The organism is Amycolatopsis sulphurea (assembly GCF_002564045.1).
Lineage (GTDB): Bacteria > Actinomycetota > Actinomycetes > Mycobacteriales > Pseudonocardiaceae > Amycolatopsis > Amycolatopsis sulphurea.
In genome coordinates, this window is sequence record NZ_PDJK01000002.1 from 3,824,948 (window position 1) to 3,840,264 (window position 15,317).

The window sequence follows — 15,317 nt, forward strand, 5'->3', positions numbered from 1 at the left end:
CCGGTCCTGCCGGGTGATCAAGGTACTCGTACCGTGGCCTGTTTCCGGTCCGGACGCGATCCCGTTGTGACAGAACCGTCACAGAGCCATCGAAGTCCGCAGCACTTGGCGTGCCACGGTGTGGCTTATGCGAAAACGATCTTTCTTTCTTGCGGTGCTCTGTGCGCCGGTGCTCGCGGTGGGTGCGGCCATGCCGGCTCAGGCGATCATCGGCGGGCACGATTCGAGCGAGGACTATCCGTTCATGGGCTCGTTCCAGCCCGAATACCCGGCGCCGCCGCGGGCGGACGGGCACGGGTGCGGGGTGGAAGTCCTTGCGCCGCAATGGGTGCTGACCGCCAGCCACTGTGCCGGGAAGAACCCGACCGATGCCCGTACCGGGGTCCCGCGTGGCTGGAAGGTCCGGGTCGGCTCGGCCGACACCACCTCCGGTGGCGAGGTCGCGGAGATCGACCACTACTACCGCCTGGCCACCAGGAAGGACGAGGGCGGCTTCTTCAGCAAGGACGTCGGGCTGTTCCACCTGCGCACGCCGGTGCGCGCCAAGCCGATCCGGCTCGCCTCGGCCACGCCCCCGGTGAACACTCCGGTCCGGATCATCGGCTGGGGCATGACCTGCGAGAACCCCGAGGACGGCTGCTTTCCGAAGCGGCTGCAGGAGGCGGACACCGTGGTCCAGCCGCCTTCGGCGTGCCAGGCCCCCACCGAGGGCGAGCTGTGCATCGGTGGCCGGGACGGCAAGCCGACCTCGGCGAACATGGATTCCGGCGGCCCGGCGCTGGTCCGCGACGGGAAGGACTGGGCGGTGGCCGGGGTGGTCAGCGCGGGCGGCGATTCGTCGAAGCCGACGTCGTTCACCGACGTCACGCGGCACGCGGACTGGATCACCAAGGTGATCACCGGGAAGCTGGTCCCGCCCGACGACGTGATCCCGGATGTCGAAGGTGTCGTCGACCTCAGGGGCTGCGTGGGCTCGGTGGTCCGCACACCTGCTTCCCGGCCGCAGGATCCCGCGCTGGTGCTGACCAACGGGCACTGTGTCGAGGGCGAGCGCCCGGCCCCGGGCAAGGCACTCGTGGACCAGCCCGCGGACCGGCCGGTACCGATCGGCGATCCGCAGGGCTACCCCAAGGTCCAGGCAAAGGCGAACCGGTTGGTCTACGCGACGATGACCGGTACCGACGTCGCGCTCTACCGGCTGGACAGCACCTACGGGCAGCTCGCCGCCAAGGGCGCCAAGGTGTTCCAGCTGGGGACCGCCCCGGTCAAGGCGGGCGCGCAGTTCACCTTGAACAACGGCTATGAGCCGGGTTCCTGCAGCGCCGAAGCGGTGGTGCCGCATCTGCGCGAAGGCGGCTATCAGCTGGACAATTCGATCCGGTACGTGACCATCCCGGCCTGCTCTGGCGGGCACGGCACCTCCGGCTCGCCGCTGGTCGGTCCGGACGGTACGACAGTGGTGGGCATTCACAACACGCACAACGACGACGGTGCGAAGTGCACGGACGACAACGCGTGTGAGGTCGATGCGGACGGGAAGGAGACCGCGGTCAAGGGCCGCTCCTACGGCCAGCAGGTCGCCGGGCTCGCCGCGTGCCTCACCGAAGGGTCCACGCTGGACCTCACCCGGCCCGGTTGCGCACTGACCGGGGCGAAACCGAAGCACTGAACCAACCCACCGGCCACCACCTGACCACTTGACCACGTCTCCCCCCCGTCCAAAGGCTGTGAAGGGGCCCTTCACGGACTCAGAGTCCGTGAAGGGCCCCTTCACAGCTTGAAAGCCGGTGGGGTCAGCGGATGTCCTTGACTACGCGGCCGTTTTGGATGACGACCTTGACCTGTGCCGGATCGTCGAATACCGCCGGGTCGGCCAGGGGGTCGGCGCCGAACACGGTGAGGTCGGCGAGTTTGCCGGGTTCGATCGTGCCGACTTCGTCGTCGATGCGCAGGACCCGCGCGTTGTCGCGGGTGGCCGTCACGAGCGCCTGCATCGGGTTCTCGATGGCACTGCGCAGCACCAGTTCCCGGCCGCGGTGGGTCTGGTGCGGGCCGATGAGATCCGAACCGGACCCGATCAGCACGCCGGCCGCGCGGGCGTGCCGGATCGCGTTGGTCTGGCCGTCGATGACGTTGCCTACGCGGGCGGCGATGTGGGCGGGCAGCCCGGCCGACGTGGAGTCCGCGGTCAGGGCGTGCACCACGGCCATCGTGGGCACCAGCGCGACGCCCTGTTCGGCCATGATCGCCGCCATCTCCTCGTCCACCGCACTGCCGTGTTCGACGCACTTCACGCCCGCTTTGACGGCGGTGCGCAGGCCGTCGTTGTTGTGCGCGTGGACGGTGACGTATGTGCCGCGCGCCTCGGCCTCGGTCACCGCGGCGGCGATCTCCTCGTACGTGAACTGGGTGTCGCTCAGCTTGTCGTGCCGGGACACCACCCCGCCGGTGACGCACATCTTCAGGAATGTCGCACCGCGCCGGAACGCCTCACGCGCGTTGCGCCGCACCTCGTCCGGGCCGTCGGAAAGCAGGGACGTGCCGAGCAGCCCGGGGATCTGCCTGCCGTGCCAGTCGTCCGCGGAATCCCAGTCCGCGCCGAGGTAACCGTGGCCGCCGGTCTGCGCCAGGATCGGCCCGCAGTGCAGCACCCGCGGGCCGGGCACCTTGCCTGCCGCGACGACCCCGGCGATACCTTGGTCCACACCGCCGGTGTCACGGACCGTGGTGAACCCGGATTCGAGCGTCTGCCGGCAGTTGGCGAACATGTCCGCGGCCAGTTCCGCCACGGACAGCTCACGGGTGGTGCTCACCTTGTCGATGTCGCTGGACAGGCCCAGGTGCACGTGTGCGTCGATCAGTCCGGGGGTGAGCACCAGACCGGACAGATCCAGTACCTCGGCACCGGCCGGTGGGGTGCCGCCGACCGCGGTGATCCGCCCGTCCTCGACGAGCAGGTGCCGGTCGGCAACCGGATCCGCGCCGGTGCCGTCGATGACGGTCGCGCCGGTCAACCACATGGAAAACTCCCGTCCGCAGGGATTTCGGAACACCCTCCACGCTACTGCCCGCGCGGGCCATGGACATTCGTCGAACCGGATCCCGAGTCCGCGCGACACGTGGTGATCGAGGGGCGCGTGGCTACCCATGTCGTGTCCGCCGGGCTCCGGACTTGACGCTTGGTGGCTGTCGCGCCCCTGCCCGGCACCCACCCTGAATGGGCACGTGAACGGGCAGGGAGGACAACGACATGAGCTCGGAAGTCAGCGCGGACGCAGTGGTCGTGGGTGCGGGGGTGATCGGTTCGGCCATCGCGCTCGAGCTGGCCAAGACGGACCGCCGGGTCGTCGTCGTGGACCGCGCGAGCGGGGCGGGTCAGGGGTCACCGGCGCCTCCAGCGCCGTGGGCCGGTGACGACCCTGGTGGGGTTGGCCGGGAACTGCTCGTCCGCGTCGCGAATGAAACGGTCCTGCAGGGCCGGGCGGATGACCAGGTCCGCGGCGCACCGCAGGGAGGTTCGCGGCAGGGAGCCCCAGCCGGGGGGCGTACCGACCGCGATGCCGACCAGCGCGTCCCTGTTCAGCAGCGAAATCGGCGCCTCGCCCACCTCCGGGGCAACGTCGTGGTAGAGCACCTCGCGCAACTGCCGCCTGGCCGCCGGGGAACCGGTGTCGATGCGGGACACGCCGATGTCGAACGGATCGGCGACCAGCGCGGCGGACAACAGCTCCCCCTCCTGCTACGGGCTGGCGAGGTACTCGGCCCCGGAACGGCCACCGGCCGGCATGACCGCGGCGACATAGGCGAGATGCGCGATCAGCTCCGGAATCTCTTGCGTGGCCCGGCCGGCGACCGCGCCACCGAAGCTGTGCGCGACGAGGACGACCCGTTCCCCGCCGGAGAACGCGCGAATCTGGTCGATCAGCAGCGCCGCCGCGTCGTCGAGCGTCGTTTCCGCGAGTGCCGAGGGTTCCGCGGCGTAGGCGGCCTCGTCGAACGGGCGGGCATATGCGCTCTCCGGGGTGCGTGCAGGCCCTGCCCGAGGCGATCGACGGCGAGCGTGCGGCGTTCCGGCGCCAGGTGTTCGACGACTTTGTTCCAGCACCACGATCCGTGCCAGAATCCGGGAACGAACACCAGTGGCGAATGCGACATGCGGTCCAATGCAGCGGGTTCGTCCCGCGGTACGGTCGATCTTGCCCGAACGTTCATTCTGCCGGCCCCGTCGGGTGGCGGCTGGACATGCCGCTTTGGCCGGCCCGATCCGGCGGCCGGTGGCCCGGCGGCGCCGACCCGTCTCACTGCACGATCGGCTGAATTCTTCGGCCCTGCCGGATATCCTGGCCGCATGAACGGTCCACGACGCGATTCCCGCCGCGCAGGCTCTTCGCGCGCCGACCCTCCCGAGGAGTCCCCGGCGGCCCTCGCCCGGACCCTCCGCGCCCAGGCGCGGGCCGCCGCGACCACCGCCCTGCGCAACGGTCTGGAACAGCTCGAAGACGCCCACGGCCAGCACGTCGCGGATGAGGTTGCCGGGCTGCTGGAGGTCGAGGAGATCTTCGCGGGCCTGCATGATCCCGACCGGCGCACCGGGTCCGGTGCCGGGGGAGCCGACGACGAGCCTTGGGTGCTGAAGCCCCTGCGGCCGTGATTCCCCGGGACCGGGGCTACTTCCGCCAGTCGTAGCTCAGGGTCGGTGGGTGGTCGCTGCCCATCGTCACCGTCAGGTTTTCTTCCGGGTGAGCGGTGGCGTACCGGGTCATCTCGCGGTACAGCCGGTCGCGCAGGTCGGCATCCGGCATTTCGAGGGTGGCCCGCTGCCCGAGCTGCTCGGGGCGCACGTCGGGGTCGGTGCGGATGGCCAGGTTCCAGAAATGGCGTTTGTCATCGCCGTCGGCGCCTTGGCCGTCGTTGGTGAAGTAGACTTCGCCGCTGTTCTTGTCGTAGACCTGCTGAGTGATCTTGATCTGATCTTCGCCCTGGGCGGTGGAATAGTAGCCGGGGTGGTCGTGCTCCAGCTTTCCGCGCAGCCCGTCCGAATCCGGGTCGCGGGTGTAGAAGCCGACCTCGCCGCCGTACGCGCCGTGGAATCCGTAGCTGCCTTTCCACAGTTCCAGCCGGTACTGCTTGCCGGTTTTCGGGTCGGTGAACTCCATGTTGTCCCCGCCGGCGCTGGTCTCGTCCAGGTGGGTGCCGATCAGGCCGCCCATTTTGTCGTAGAAATCGTGCCAGCCCAGGAAGCTTTGCAGGGAATGCTCGCCGGTGGTGTAGAAATCGCCGTTCTCGACGTACTTGAAACCGAAGTAGTCGTAGACCTTCTGCGCGACCTCCGGGTTCTTCATCAGCGTGTCCCAGTCCCGCCGGAGCACGGCCATGCGCAGGTTCGGGTCCTTGGCCACGAGCGCCGCGAGGCCGGGCATCTCCCGGAGCGCGAGGGCGATGATCTCCGCCGGTTCGCGCTTGTTCGACCCGGCCAGTTCCCATACGCGACCGGTCAGGTTGCGGATTTTCAGGCCCTCGGCGAGCAATACCGCGTCGTAGGTGATCGAGACGCGTTCCAGATCAGCCAGCACCAGTAGCGCTTCGCCCTTGATCACCTTGTCCTCGGCCCAGGCCAGCACCGTGTTGCTCTTGCCGTCCTCGACTTTCTGCCAGACCCCGTCGAGCTTCTTCTGCAATGCCTCGGCGTCGGCCAGCTTGCTCCGGGCGTCTTTCTGCGCCTTTTCCAGTGCGTCGCGGACCACTTCGAACGAACGTGCGGAGTTCTCGAGATCCTCGGCCTGTTCGTCGCGGTTCTTGGCGAACGCGTCCAGCGCGGCGATCGCTTTTTCCCCGGCCCCGCCGGACCAGTCTTCGCGCAGTTCCGTGCGGACGTTCGCGAGCAGCGCCTTCGTCTGCTCGACCTCGCCTTTGGCAGCCCGGCAGGCCCGCGCGCGATCGTCCAGCTGTGTGGTGCTGCCCTTTTCGATCTTCCCGGCCAGCTCGCGGATCTTCTCGAAGACCGCGCTCACCGGTCGATCCGCTCGAATCCGCGGTCCAGCGACTTCAGGAAGGTGTCCCGCGCCGCCGCGTCGGTCGCGTCGTACTTCGCCGCTGCCTGCCGGATGCGCTTCACCAGGCTGGTCACCTGCTCCTGGGCGGCGACCAGGTCTTCCTTGCGAGTCAGCAGCCAGACCTCGTAGTCGCCCGCGTACCCACCGGCGCGCGCGGTCTCACCGACGTTCGGTGATCCTTCCGCGGACAGCACCGGTGCGTCCCCGGTGGCCAGTTTCCCGGCGGCTCGGTTGATGTCTTCGACTTGTGCCTCGAACCCCATGACGGTCTCCCCAGTGACCGAGTTACATCCAGGCGGACAATGTAACACCCCGGACGCGTGCCGGTGGCGGAATCCGGTAGTCCGCCGGATGCTGGAATTTTGAGGAACGATTGTGCTTGACTGTGGCGAAATAGTGATAGCGCGCCGAGGTCGCCACGCCCAGCTGCCGGGCGAGGGCGGGCATGGTCAGATCGGCCGCGGGGAGTTCCCCGGCGGCCGCGAGGATCGCCGCCCGGTCGATCCGGGACGGACGGCCGCGCGGCCGCCGCCCCGGGCAACCCGCCCCGTCCGTCCCCTCCACAGGGGTGCTGCTCATGACTGCCACGCTCCCGGTCCGCACTGCGACCAGGCCGATAGCGGACAGGTTTATTCACATCTGTCAATAAAGGTGTTTCTGCAGGTCGGAGTCATCATCGGTCAGAGTTGGCGGAGGAAGTCGAGCAGTGCGGCGCTCACTTCGGCCGGCCGCTCCTGCTGGATCCAGTGCCCGCCGGGCAGGTCGATCGCGGCGTGCAGATCGGGCACCATCGCCCGCATCGGGTCGCCGAAGGGCAGGAAGGTGCGCACGACGTCGTCGGTCCCGCTCAGGTACAGCGACGGCGGGGTGATCCGGGCGCCCTGCCAGGCCGCGGTGAGTTCCCAGTTGCGGTCGATGTTGCGGTACCAGTTGAGCGGGCCGCGGAACCCGCTGCGCTCGAACTGCTCGGTGAAGACCGCGAGGTCGTCCTCGCCGAGCCAGTCCGGTAGAACGTCCGGTGTGGACAGTCCGCCGAGGAGTCCGGGGGCCGGATCCTCGGCCTGGCTGCCGGTCAGGACCGTGCGCATCGTCGTGGCCACGTCGCGGCTCAGCTCCGCTTCCGGGATTTCCGGCAGCTGGAAGTAGTTCTGGTAGAAGTTCGCGCCGAAGCGCTCGCGCGCCAGGGCCAGCGGCGGGAACGGCCCGCGGGGCACCGGCGGCACGCTCAGCCCGGCCACCGCGCGGACGACGTCCGGGCGCATCAGGGCGGTCTGCCAGGCGACCGTTGCACCCCAGTCGTGCCCGCACACCACCGCCTCGGTCCGGCCGAGCGCCTGGATGAGGCCGACCACGTCGCCGACCAGGTGGTGGATCGTGTACTGATCCGTCGCTTCCGGACGGTCGCTCGCGCCGTAGCCGCGCTGATCCGGCGCCACCACGTGGTATCCGGCCGCGGCGAGCGGGGCGAACTGGTGCCGCCAGGAGTACCAGCTCTCCGGGAATCCGTGCAGGAGCAGCACGAGTGGTCCTTCGCCCTGTTCGGCCAGGTGCACGGAACGGCCGCCGACCTCGATGGTCCGGTGTTGTGGCATGGGCTTTCCTCTCAGGTGCGTTTCGCGATCCGGTTCAGTAGGAGTTCCTGTGCTACCAGGCGCGCCTCCGTGGTCGCGCGGGTCCGGGCACGCCGAACAGATCTGCGCCGCCCATTCCGGTGTACAGCGAGGCGCACCTGGCGGAGTCCCGGTCGGCGCGACTCGGCCCGCGGTGCCCGCTGCCCGGATGGATCCGCGCGACGGAATCGCGGAGCAGGTTGTCCGCGGCTTCGCATGGTGCAAGAGATCCCGTTGACGTCGTGTCAGACCACCAGCGCCCGCCGGGTGCCGGGGAGGTGCGGTGTGCGGCGTCCATTCGGCCAGGGTAGTCGGAATGATCATTGGTTCATTCGTGACGTGGATCATGAACGGGAGCTGGGGCCCGGCCGGGACGGGTGAGGGTCTTGGCGGTCCCGGGTTGGGCGGCGCGGATCTGCGCGAACGGGTCCTCGGGGCCCGTCCGGCCGCCGGCGGCACCCACCCGGGTGCGTATGCGCATCGCGGACAAATACTCCGCGCAGGCTGATTACGTGATCTCGACGATCTCCGGCAACCGCGTGCTGGATCGCCACCCGCATCACGTGGTCGCGTCGTGCCGACGGGTGCGGCCTAGCCGGATCGGTGGCTGGTTCACCGGTCGGACCAGGGCAAGGTCAACTTCTGCTAGCTTGGCGACCGTGCGCACCAAGACGACTACGCGAAGTCCGCGGTCCGTCGTCTTGCTCGTGCTTGCCCTGTTCGTCGTCGCGGTCCTGCACCCGGAAGCAGGCGCCGGCTGCGCCGGAGTCGACCGCGGCGCCTCCGCCCACCAGGTCGCCGCATCGTCAGGCGCCCCCTGCCCGACCGACCACCGCCTGGACGGACACCCCGCCCCCACCCGCGTGACGCAGATGCCGGGGCAGCATCGCGAACCGCCCCCCGTGCTGGTCGGCGATATCACGGCCGACGTCACACCCGCACTCGCCGCGCGGCCGCAGCCCGCGGTCGGCGATTCCCGTCGCCCCGGCTCGTCCCCGCGGCGACCGCTGCGCATCGAACTCGACGTCTGGCGTATCTGACAGGGCCGGTTCACGCCGTTTTCCCTTACCCAGACTAGAAGAGATCGAAGGACATGACGACGTTTCCCCGGCCTTCCGTGCTGCCCTCAGCCGCTCGCTCGATCGCCGCGACGTGCGACCGCTCCCTTGCTTCCGCGGTCGGCAACACCCCCGTACTCCGGATCGCCGACCCGTGCGAAACCTCCGAAGCAGGGTTCTGGGCCAAACTCGAAGGATTCAACCCCGGCGGCATCAAAGACCGGCCCGCACTGCACATGGTCGCCGCCGCCCGCGAACGCGGCGAACTCGCCGATGGCGCGCCGATCATCGAGTCGACCAGCGGCACGCTCGGACTCGGCCTCGCGCTCGCGGGCGGCGTCCACCGGCACCCGGTGACGCTCGTCACCGACCCCGGCATGGAGCCGATCGTGTTGCGGCTGCTGACCGCGTACGGGACCCGGGTGGAGATGGTCGAGCAGCCACACCCCACCGGCGGCTGGCAGCAGGCTCGGCGCGACCGCGTCCAGCAGCTGCTGGCGGAACATCCTGGGGGTTGGTGCCCCGACCAGTACAACAACCCCGACAACGTGAGCGCCTACACCCCGCTGGCCGACGAACTGGCAGCGCAGCTCGGGCACATCGACGTCCTGGTGTGCTCGGTGGGGACGGGCGGCCATTCCGCCGGGACCTACCGCGCCCTGAAGCGGCACTTCCCCCGGCTGCGGCTGGTCGGCGTCGACACGATCGGCTCGACGATCTTCGGCCAGCCCGCCACTTCGCGGCTGATGCGCGGGCTCGGGTCGAGCATCCATCCGCGCAACGTCGACTACGACGCTTTCGATGAGGTGCATTGGGTCGCGCCGCGCGAAGCGGTGTGGACCGCACGCCGGCTCGCGGCGGCTCACCAGGCGAGCGGCGGCTGGAGCGTCGGAGCGGTCGCCCTCGTCGCGGGCTGGCTGGCCCGCACCGACGACCCGGACGCCCGGATCGCCGCGGTGTTCCCGGACGGCCCGCAACGCTATTTCGACACCGTCTACAACGACCAGTTCTGCCGCCGGCACGACCTGCTCGACGTCCCGCCGCCGCGTGAACCCGACGTACTCGACGACCCACGCGAACGCGTCGTCGAACGCTGGACCCGCTGCCGCAACGTCATCGACCCGGCGACTTTCGACGCGCAGGGAGCCGGGCGGTGAGCCGGCTCGTCCACAGGTTCCGGTCCTTCGGCCGGCCGAGCCGCCTGCTGATGGTCAACCAGTTCAGCATCAATCTCGGTTTCTACATGCTGATTCCCTATCTCGCCGGGTATCTCTCCGGCCCGCTCGGCCTGGCCGGCTGGGCGGTCGGGCTGGTCCTGGGCGTCCGGAACATCTCCCAGCAGGGAATGTTCCTGCTGGGCGGCACGCTCGCCGACCGGCTCGGGTACAAGCCGCTGATCGTTGCCGGTTGTCTGCTGCGGACCGGCGGTTTCGCGTTGCTCGGCCTGGTCGATTCGCTGCCCGCCCTGATCGTCGCCTCGGCCGCGACCGGGTTCGCCGGGGCGTTGTTCAACCCGGCTGTGCGGGCCTACCTGGCCGCCGATTCCGGTGACCGGCGGCTGGAGGCCTTCTCGCTGTTCAACGTGTTCTACCAAGGTGGCATCCTCGCCGGGCCACTGGTCGGGCTGGCGCTCGGCCTGGTGGATTTCCGGCTGACCTGCTGGATCGCCGCCGTGGTGTTCGCCGTCCTGACCGTCGCCCAGCTGCGCGCCCTCCCGGCGTCTCCGGCGCGTCCGGACCGCGAAGGGAGTTCGGTGCTCGCCGACTGGCGGGCGATCGCGGGTAATCGGACGTTCGTGGTGTTCTCGCTGATCATGATCGGCTCGTACGTGCTGTCGTTCCAGACCTATCTCGCGCTCCCGATGGAGGTCCGCCGGATCATCGGGTCCTCGGGGGGCGGGGACGCGCTGGTCGCGGTGCTGTTCCTGGTCTCCGGCGGGCTGGCGCTCGCCGGGCAGTTCAAGATCACCGCATGGCTCAAGGCGAGATGGAGCGCCGGAACCTGCCTGGCAGCCGGGCTTTCGCTGATGGCCGCGGCCTTCGTCGCACCCGCCGCCGCGGCTCGCCTCGGGCCGGTCGCCGGCGCCGTGGCGCTGGTGCTCGCCGCGGCCGCGCTGGCGTTGGGAACCGTGGCGGTGTTCCCGTTCGAGATGGACACGATCGTCCGGCTGTCGGGAGATCGGCTGGTCGCCACCCACTACGGGTTCTACAACACGGTGGTCGGCGTGGGCATTCTTGTGGGAAATCTGGCCACCGGCACGGTGTTCGACCTCGCCCGCGCGGCGGGCTTGCCGGAGTTGCCGTGGCTCGGCCTGCTGGTGATCGGCGTGCTGTGCGCGGCCGGCCTGCGGTGGCTCGATCGAGGCCGCCGGTTGGACCGCCGGCCTGATTACGCGACAGCCTGATCGAACCGGATCGGGGTGACGTCGCACCCGGCGACGTCACCCCGGTCACGGCTCAGGCCACCTTGATGACGACTTTGCCCGAGGCGTGACCGTTTTCGACGGTGGCAAGGGCGGCCGGGGCGATCCCGTACCCGCCGCACTGGACCAGAACCCTCGCCGAGCTTCTCGACAGTGCGACGAACGCGGTCGTCGGCCAGGTACCGCCGGTCACACCGGGTCAGGCGCCGATCCGCATCTTGGTGCGCCCAGGCCCGCTCAACCCTCGCGAGGCTCCTCCTCGAAGAAGTGACAGGCAACCAGTTGGCCGCGCGGACCGGGGCGCGGTAGCGGAACCTCCGTCACGCACCGGTCCCGTCCGTTCCGGAGGGCGCACCGGGCCTGATACGGGCAGCCCGCCTCCGGCGGGGCGACGACCGTCTCCTTCGTGGATCGCCCGGACAGCGGCCGGCGCTGCGTCGGATCGGGGAGGGGAGTGGCCGACACGAGTTCGCGGCTGTAGGGATGCAGCGGCGATCCGAAGATCTCCGCACTCGGACCGGTTTCCACGATCCGGCCCCCGAACAGCACGGCGATACGATCGCAAAAGTACTCGGCCACCACCAGGTCGTGGACAATGAACAGGTAGGTCAGGCCAATGCGCTCGCGCAGCTCCGTCAGGAGATTCAGGACCTGAGCCTGGATCGACACGTCGAGCGAGGAGATCGGTTCGTCGAGGACGATGAGCTTGGGGTCCAGCGCCAAAGCACGCGCGATGGCAATGCGCTGCCGTTGACCTCCGGAGAGCGCGCTCGGCTTTCGATCACCCTGCTCCGAGGTAAGGCCGACCAGTTCCAGTAGCTCGTCGACCCTTTCGCGCCGCTCCTGCTGGGAGCCGATCCGGTTGATGTCCAGCGGCTCCCGGATGAGCGCTCGTACGGTCATCCGCGGATCCAGCGAGGCATACGGGTCTTGAAATACCATCTGCATCCCGGCGCGCAACCGGCGAAGCGGCCTGCCGCGCTGCCGAAGCCAGGACACCCCATCGAACTCGACCTCTCCGGATGCCGAGGACAGGTGCATCAATGCGCGGGCGATACTGGACTTGCCGGATCCCGACTCGCCGACGAGCCCGAACGCCTCGCCCGAGCCGATCGAGAAATCGACGTCATGGACGACATTCACGTGGTTGCGACGACTCGCGGAGTACGTAACGGTCAGTCCGCGAACGTCCAGCAGGGCGTTGGATTCGCGAGCTTCCTCGGCTGCGCCGGCCGCCGATCGGCCGGCATTTCCCATCCTCATGGGGTGTTCCCCCGTTCAGTTCGACGATCCACTACTCGCTGCCGGCTGAAATGACACGCCGCGCCTCCGGAATAGCCCACGTCCGACAGTTCGATGAGCTGCGGATCCAGGGCCGTGCAAGGTTCGCCGCGCTGTGGGCACCGCGCGGCGAACGCGCAGCCGGCCGGTAGTTGATGCAGTGGCGGTGGTGTGCCCGGGATCGACGGCAATCGTCCTTCCGGCAACCGGTCCGGATGGAGAACCGCCTTCAGCAGTGCCTCGGTGTACGGGTGAGCCTGGTGGGCGAAGAGTGCCCTGCTCTCGGCCTCCTCGACAATGCGGCCCGCGTACATCACCATGACCCGGTCACAGAATTGTGCTACGACGCCCATGTTGTGGGTGACCAGCAGAACTGCCGTATCGTGCGAGTCGGCCAGCCGCTGAAGCAGGTCCAGCACCTGCGCCTGGGTCGTGACATCCAATGCGGTCGTCGGCTCGTCGGCGATGATCAGCTCCGGCTCGTTCGCGATCGCCATCGCGATGAGCACCCGCTGCCGCATGCCGCCGGAGTACTGCATGGGGTAACTGTTGAGCCGGTGCTCCGCGTCCGGAACCTCGACCGCCCGGAGCAGTTCGACAATCCTGGCCCGCAGCGCTGCTCGGCTGATTCTCCGGTTGTGCCGCCGGATCGCCTCACCCATCTGCCCGCCGATCGTCCACACGGGATCGAGCGCGGCCATGGGGTCTTGGTACACCAAGGATATGTTCGCGCCGCGAACTCGGCTCATCTGCCGTTCGTCCTGCTGGTCGATCACTTGGCCGTTGATGGCGATCGTGCCACCGCTCACCTGCCCGGCCGGCCCGATCAGGCCCATGATCGACAGGGCGAGCGCGGACTTCCCGGAGCCGGATTCCCCGACCAGACCGACCTTTTCCCCTTTCTTGATCTTCAGGTCCACGCCGCGGACGGCGTGCACGCAGCCGGGGCCGGAGCCGAACTGGGTCCGGAGATCGTTGACTTCGAGTACGAGCTGCTCATTCATGCGAGGACCTTCGACTTCAGGCGAACCCGGGGATCGACCAGGCGATAGAGGATGTCCACGCACGCGTTGATGACCACGTAGCCCACCGCGCCGAGCTGGATGAATGCCTGCACGACCGCAAAGTCCTGCCCTTGGATTGACTGCACGATAAGTTGCCCGATGCCGGGCCAGGAGAAGATCGATTCCACCAGGACGCTACCCACCAGCAGTTCACCCAGGATGAGCCCGCTCGCGGTCAGGGTGGGAAGAAAGGCGTTCGGCAGCGCGTGCTTCCGGAATGCCGACCACGGCGAGATGCCCTTTCCCCGGACGACCGTCAGGAAGGGGTCGTCTCGGACTCCCAGGAGACTGCTGCGCAGGAGGCGGAAAAGAGCCGCCGACGCCGGAAACGCCAGGACCGCGGCCGGCAGGATGAGATGCCAGCAGGCATCGGCGAACGTCGAAAACCTGAGCGTCAGCAGCGAATCGACCGAGTACAGGCCGGTGATCGAGGGTGGCGGCTCGCTGCCTGGGCCGAGGCGCCCTTCGGGGCCGGGAAACAGGTGCAGAGCCTGCCAGAAGATGATCAGTGCGATGAGGCTCGTCCAGAACGGCGGCGCTCCGGTGCCGACGAAGGACCATGCCATGGCGCCTCGGTCGACCGCGCGGCGTCGCCGGTAGGTCGAGATCAAGGCCAGGATCAACGCACCGCCGAAAGCGAATACGAAGGCAGTGAGCCCCAGCTCCACAGTCGGCATGACACGTTCCGAAAGGAGCGTGCGTACGGGAAGGCCGCTCGTATAGGAATAACCCCAATCTCCGGTGAAGAAGTCGTGCAGGTAGAGGACGAACCGTTCGAGGAGCGGTTTGTCCAAGCCCATGGACTGGCGCAGCGAGTCGACCGCGTCCGGTGGTGCCAGGGGGCCGAGAATCACCCGAGCCGGATCCCCGGGTATCGCGCGGAGAAGAACGAAGCAGAGCAGCGACGTGAGCAGAACAGTTGCCGCGGCGCCCAGTACTCGTCGTATGACTGCGTACATCCTCAACCACCCGCCCGTTCGCCAGGTCGGCTGAAAGCTTCTCGTCCGTTGTCGGCGATGATCGCGGCCGCGGCGGTGACCGCCAGGACGCCGAGGCCCGGGAACGTACTGATCCACCATTGCCCGCCGAGGGCGTATTCGAGTCCTTCGGTGATCATCGATCCCCAGTCGGCTGTGGGCACCTGGACCCCGAGCCCGAGAAACCCGAGGCCCGCCATCGCCAGGATCCCGTACGAGAAGACCCCGGCGGCCTGGGTCAGGACGGTGGGCACCAGGTGCGGCAGGATGTGGCGGCGAACAACACGCACCGGCGACGCACCCATCGTGACGGCCGCATAGACGAACTGTTGCGATCTGATTCTGAGGACCTCACTCCGGACAATTCTGGCGTACCACGGAATCGAGATGAGGACGATTCCCCACGTGGCCGTGGCGGCTCCGGGGCCGAGGCCGACCGTCACCGCCATGGCGAGGACCAGTGGCGGGAATGCGAGGATCGCATCCATTCCGCGCATCAGCACGGCGTCGACCGCGCCGCCGCGGATTCCTCCGATGATCCCGATCGTGCCGCCGATGATCGCGCCGACGACCGCGACGGTGAGGCCGATGAGAAGTGAGACGCGGGCGCCTGCATTGAAGCGCGCCAGCACGTCCCGCCCGTTCCCGTCCGTGCCCATGGGGTGGGCAGGAGACGGCGGGGCCAGAGCATGGCTCAGGTCCACCGCCGTCGGACTCACTCGCCAGAAGAGTGGTAGCACCAAGGCCATCACCAAGAGGACCACCAGCAGGCCAAGCCCGACGAGCATGCCTCCCCCCACCCTCGGCCGTCGGCCCGGCCTGCCGGCGAGCGGTCCCCGAAGGCGCGGACCG

General features: G+C 68.7%; 16 protein-coding genes and 1 pseudogene. 6 read left to right on the forward strand and 11 right to left on the reverse strand.

What is annotated here, in order from left to right:
- Positions 1-127 precede the first annotated feature (127 nt).
- Positions 128-1,669, forward strand: coding sequence for a S1 family serine peptidase (locus tag ATK36_RS23590; RefSeq protein WP_098513482.1), 1,542 nt, complete (start codon positions 128-130; stop codon positions 1,667-1,669).
- 124 nt (positions 1,670-1,793) lie between these two features.
- Here ATK36_RS23590 and ATK36_RS23595 read toward each other — a convergent pair whose 3' ends face one another.
- Positions 1,794-3,020 (reverse strand): metal-dependent hydrolase family protein, encoded by a 1,227-nt coding sequence (locus ATK36_RS23595; protein ID WP_098513483.1) that lies wholly within the window; start codon positions 3,018-3,020, stop codon positions 1,794-1,796.
- Positions 3,021-3,250: 230 nt separating this feature from the next.
- Here ATK36_RS23595 and ATK36_RS33765 point away from each other — a divergent pair.
- Positions 3,251-3,373, forward strand: a pseudogene (locus tag ATK36_RS33765) (FAD-dependent oxidoreductase); the annotation flags it as partial.
- A gap of 9 nt (positions 3,374-3,382) precedes the next feature.
- Here ATK36_RS33765 and ATK36_RS33770 read toward each other — a convergent pair.
- Both ATK36_RS33770 and ATK36_RS33775 read right to left on the reverse strand, forming a co-directional pair.
- Positions 3,383-3,724, reverse strand: a complete 342-nt coding sequence (locus ATK36_RS33770; protein ID WP_098513484.1) for a hypothetical protein — start codon at positions 3,722-3,724, stop codon at positions 3,383-3,385.
- Between the two features lie 15 nt (positions 3,725-3,739).
- Positions 3,740-4,105 (reverse strand): alpha/beta hydrolase, encoded by a 366-nt coding sequence (locus ATK36_RS33775; RefSeq protein WP_245915415.1) that lies wholly within the window; start codon positions 4,103-4,105, stop codon positions 3,740-3,742.
- 243 nt (positions 4,106-4,348) lie between these two features.
- On the opposite strand from ATK36_RS33775, the gene ATK36_RS33780 reads away from it, so the two are divergent.
- The gene (locus ATK36_RS33780) at positions 4,349-4,651 is read left to right on the forward strand and encodes a hypothetical protein (RefSeq protein ID WP_098513486.1); all 303 of its coding nucleotides are present in this window, start codon (positions 4,349-4,351) and stop codon (positions 4,649-4,651) included.
- Positions 4,652-4,667: 16 nt separating this feature from the next.
- Here the strand turns inward: ATK36_RS33780 and ATK36_RS23615 are convergent, their stop codons facing one another.
- From ATK36_RS23615 to ATK36_RS23630, 4 genes are all read right to left on the reverse strand, one after another.
- Complete coding sequence (locus ATK36_RS23615; protein WP_098513487.1) at positions 4,668-6,011, reverse strand: DUF4474 domain-containing protein; 1,344 nt, start codon at positions 6,009-6,011, stop codon at positions 4,668-4,670.
- A complete protein-coding gene (locus ATK36_RS23620; RefSeq protein ID WP_098513488.1) occupies positions 6,008-6,316 on the reverse strand; it encodes a hypothetical protein in 309 nt (102 codons plus the stop codon). The genes ATK36_RS23615 and ATK36_RS23620 overlap by 4 nt, the downstream gene beginning before the upstream one ends.
- A 22-nt stretch (positions 6,317-6,338) precedes the next feature.
- Positions 6,339-6,632 carry a hypothetical protein gene (locus ATK36_RS23625; protein ID WP_098513489.1) on the reverse strand — a complete coding sequence of 98 codons (294 nt, stop codon included), beginning with the start codon at positions 6,630-6,632 and terminating at the stop codon, positions 6,339-6,341.
- A gap of 101 nt (positions 6,633-6,733) precedes the next feature.
- Positions 6,734-7,645 (reverse strand): alpha/beta fold hydrolase, encoded by a 912-nt coding sequence (locus tag ATK36_RS23630; RefSeq protein WP_098513490.1) that lies wholly within the window; start codon positions 7,643-7,645, stop codon positions 6,734-6,736.
- A 677-nt stretch (positions 7,646-8,322) separates the two neighbouring features.
- Between ATK36_RS23630 and ATK36_RS23635 the strand changes: the two genes are divergently transcribed.
- The 3 genes from ATK36_RS23635 to ATK36_RS23645 are packed head-to-tail and all read left to right on the forward strand — an operon-like array spanning position 8,323 to position 11,125.
- Entirely contained in the window at positions 8,323-8,703 is a 381-nt protein-coding gene (locus ATK36_RS23635; RefSeq protein WP_141544512.1) for a hypothetical protein, read from the forward strand.
- A gap of 53 nt (positions 8,704-8,756) precedes the next feature.
- Complete coding sequence (locus ATK36_RS23640) at positions 8,757-9,878, forward strand: PLP-dependent cysteine synthase family protein (protein WP_098513492.1); 1,122 nt, start codon at positions 8,757-8,759, stop codon at positions 9,876-9,878.
- The gene (locus tag ATK36_RS23645) at positions 9,875-11,125 is read left to right on the forward strand and encodes an MFS transporter (protein ID WP_098513493.1); all 1,251 of its coding nucleotides are present in this window, start codon (positions 9,875-9,877) and stop codon (positions 11,123-11,125) included. The genes ATK36_RS23640 and ATK36_RS23645 overlap by 4 nt, the downstream gene beginning before the upstream one ends.
- Before the next feature lie 255 nt (positions 11,126-11,380).
- Here the strand turns inward: ATK36_RS23645 and ATK36_RS23650 are convergent, their stop codons facing one another.
- The 4 genes from ATK36_RS23650 to ATK36_RS23665 are packed head-to-tail and all read right to left on the reverse strand — an operon-like array spanning position 11,381 to position 15,097.
- Positions 11,381-12,406: an oligopeptide/dipeptide ABC transporter ATP-binding protein gene (locus tag ATK36_RS23650; protein WP_098513494.1), complete on the reverse strand. Its 1,026-nt coding sequence runs from the start codon at positions 12,404-12,406 to the stop codon at positions 11,381-11,383.
- The gene (locus ATK36_RS23655) at positions 12,403-13,428 is read right to left on the reverse strand and encodes an ABC transporter ATP-binding protein (RefSeq protein WP_098513495.1); all 1,026 of its coding nucleotides are present in this window, start codon (positions 13,426-13,428) and stop codon (positions 12,403-12,405) included. The genes ATK36_RS23650 and ATK36_RS23655 overlap by 4 nt, the downstream gene beginning before the upstream one ends.
- Positions 13,425-14,447 (reverse strand): ABC transporter permease, encoded by a 1,023-nt coding sequence (locus ATK36_RS23660; protein ID WP_098513496.1) that lies wholly within the window; start codon positions 14,445-14,447, stop codon positions 13,425-13,427. Before ATK36_RS23660 ends, ATK36_RS23655 begins: the two co-directional genes overlap by 4 nt.
- A gap of 2 nt (positions 14,448-14,449) precedes the next feature.
- Positions 14,450-15,097 (reverse strand): ABC transporter permease, encoded by a 648-nt coding sequence (locus tag ATK36_RS23665; protein WP_211291938.1) that lies wholly within the window; start codon positions 15,095-15,097, stop codon positions 14,450-14,452.
- Between the last annotated feature and the right edge of the window lie 220 nt (positions 15,098-15,317).

What these genes read in the sequence shown, in the direction of transcription:
- ATK36_RS23590 (WP_098513482.1), top strand. Translation starts at nt 128, where the DNA reads ATGCGAAAACGATCTTTCTTTCTTGCGGTGCTCTGTGCGCCGGTGCTC.
- ATK36_RS23595 (WP_098513483.1), bottom strand. Translation starts at nt 3,020, where the DNA reads ATGTGGTTGACCGGCGCGACCGTCATCGACGGCACCGGCGCGGATCCG.
- ATK36_RS33780 (WP_098513486.1), top strand. Translation starts at nt 4,349, where the DNA reads ATGAACGGTCCACGACGCGATTCCCGCCGCGCAGGCTCTTCGCGCGCC.
- ATK36_RS23620 (WP_098513488.1), bottom strand. Translation starts at nt 6,316, where the DNA reads ATGGGGTTCGAGGCACAAGTCGAAGACATCAACCGAGCCGCCGGGAAA.
- ATK36_RS23625 (WP_098513489.1), bottom strand. Translation starts at nt 6,632, where the DNA reads ATGAGCAGCACCCCTGTGGAGGGGACGGACGGGGCGGGTTGCCCGGGG.
- ATK36_RS23630 (WP_098513490.1), bottom strand. Translation starts at nt 7,645, where the DNA reads ATGCCACAACACCGGACCATCGAGGTCGGCGGCCGTTCCGTGCACCTG.
- ATK36_RS23640 (WP_098513492.1), top strand. Translation starts at nt 8,757, where the DNA reads ATGACGACGTTTCCCCGGCCTTCCGTGCTGCCCTCAGCCGCTCGCTCG.
- ATK36_RS23650 (WP_098513494.1), bottom strand. Translation starts at nt 12,406, where the DNA reads ATGAGGATGGGAAATGCCGGCCGATCGGCGGCCGGCGCAGCCGAGGAA.
- ATK36_RS23655 (WP_098513495.1), bottom strand. Translation starts at nt 13,428, where the DNA reads ATGAATGAGCAGCTCGTACTCGAAGTCAACGATCTCCGGACCCAGTTC.
- ATK36_RS23660 (WP_098513496.1), bottom strand. Translation starts at nt 14,447, where the DNA reads ATGTACGCAGTCATACGACGAGTACTGGGCGCCGCGGCAACTGTTCTG.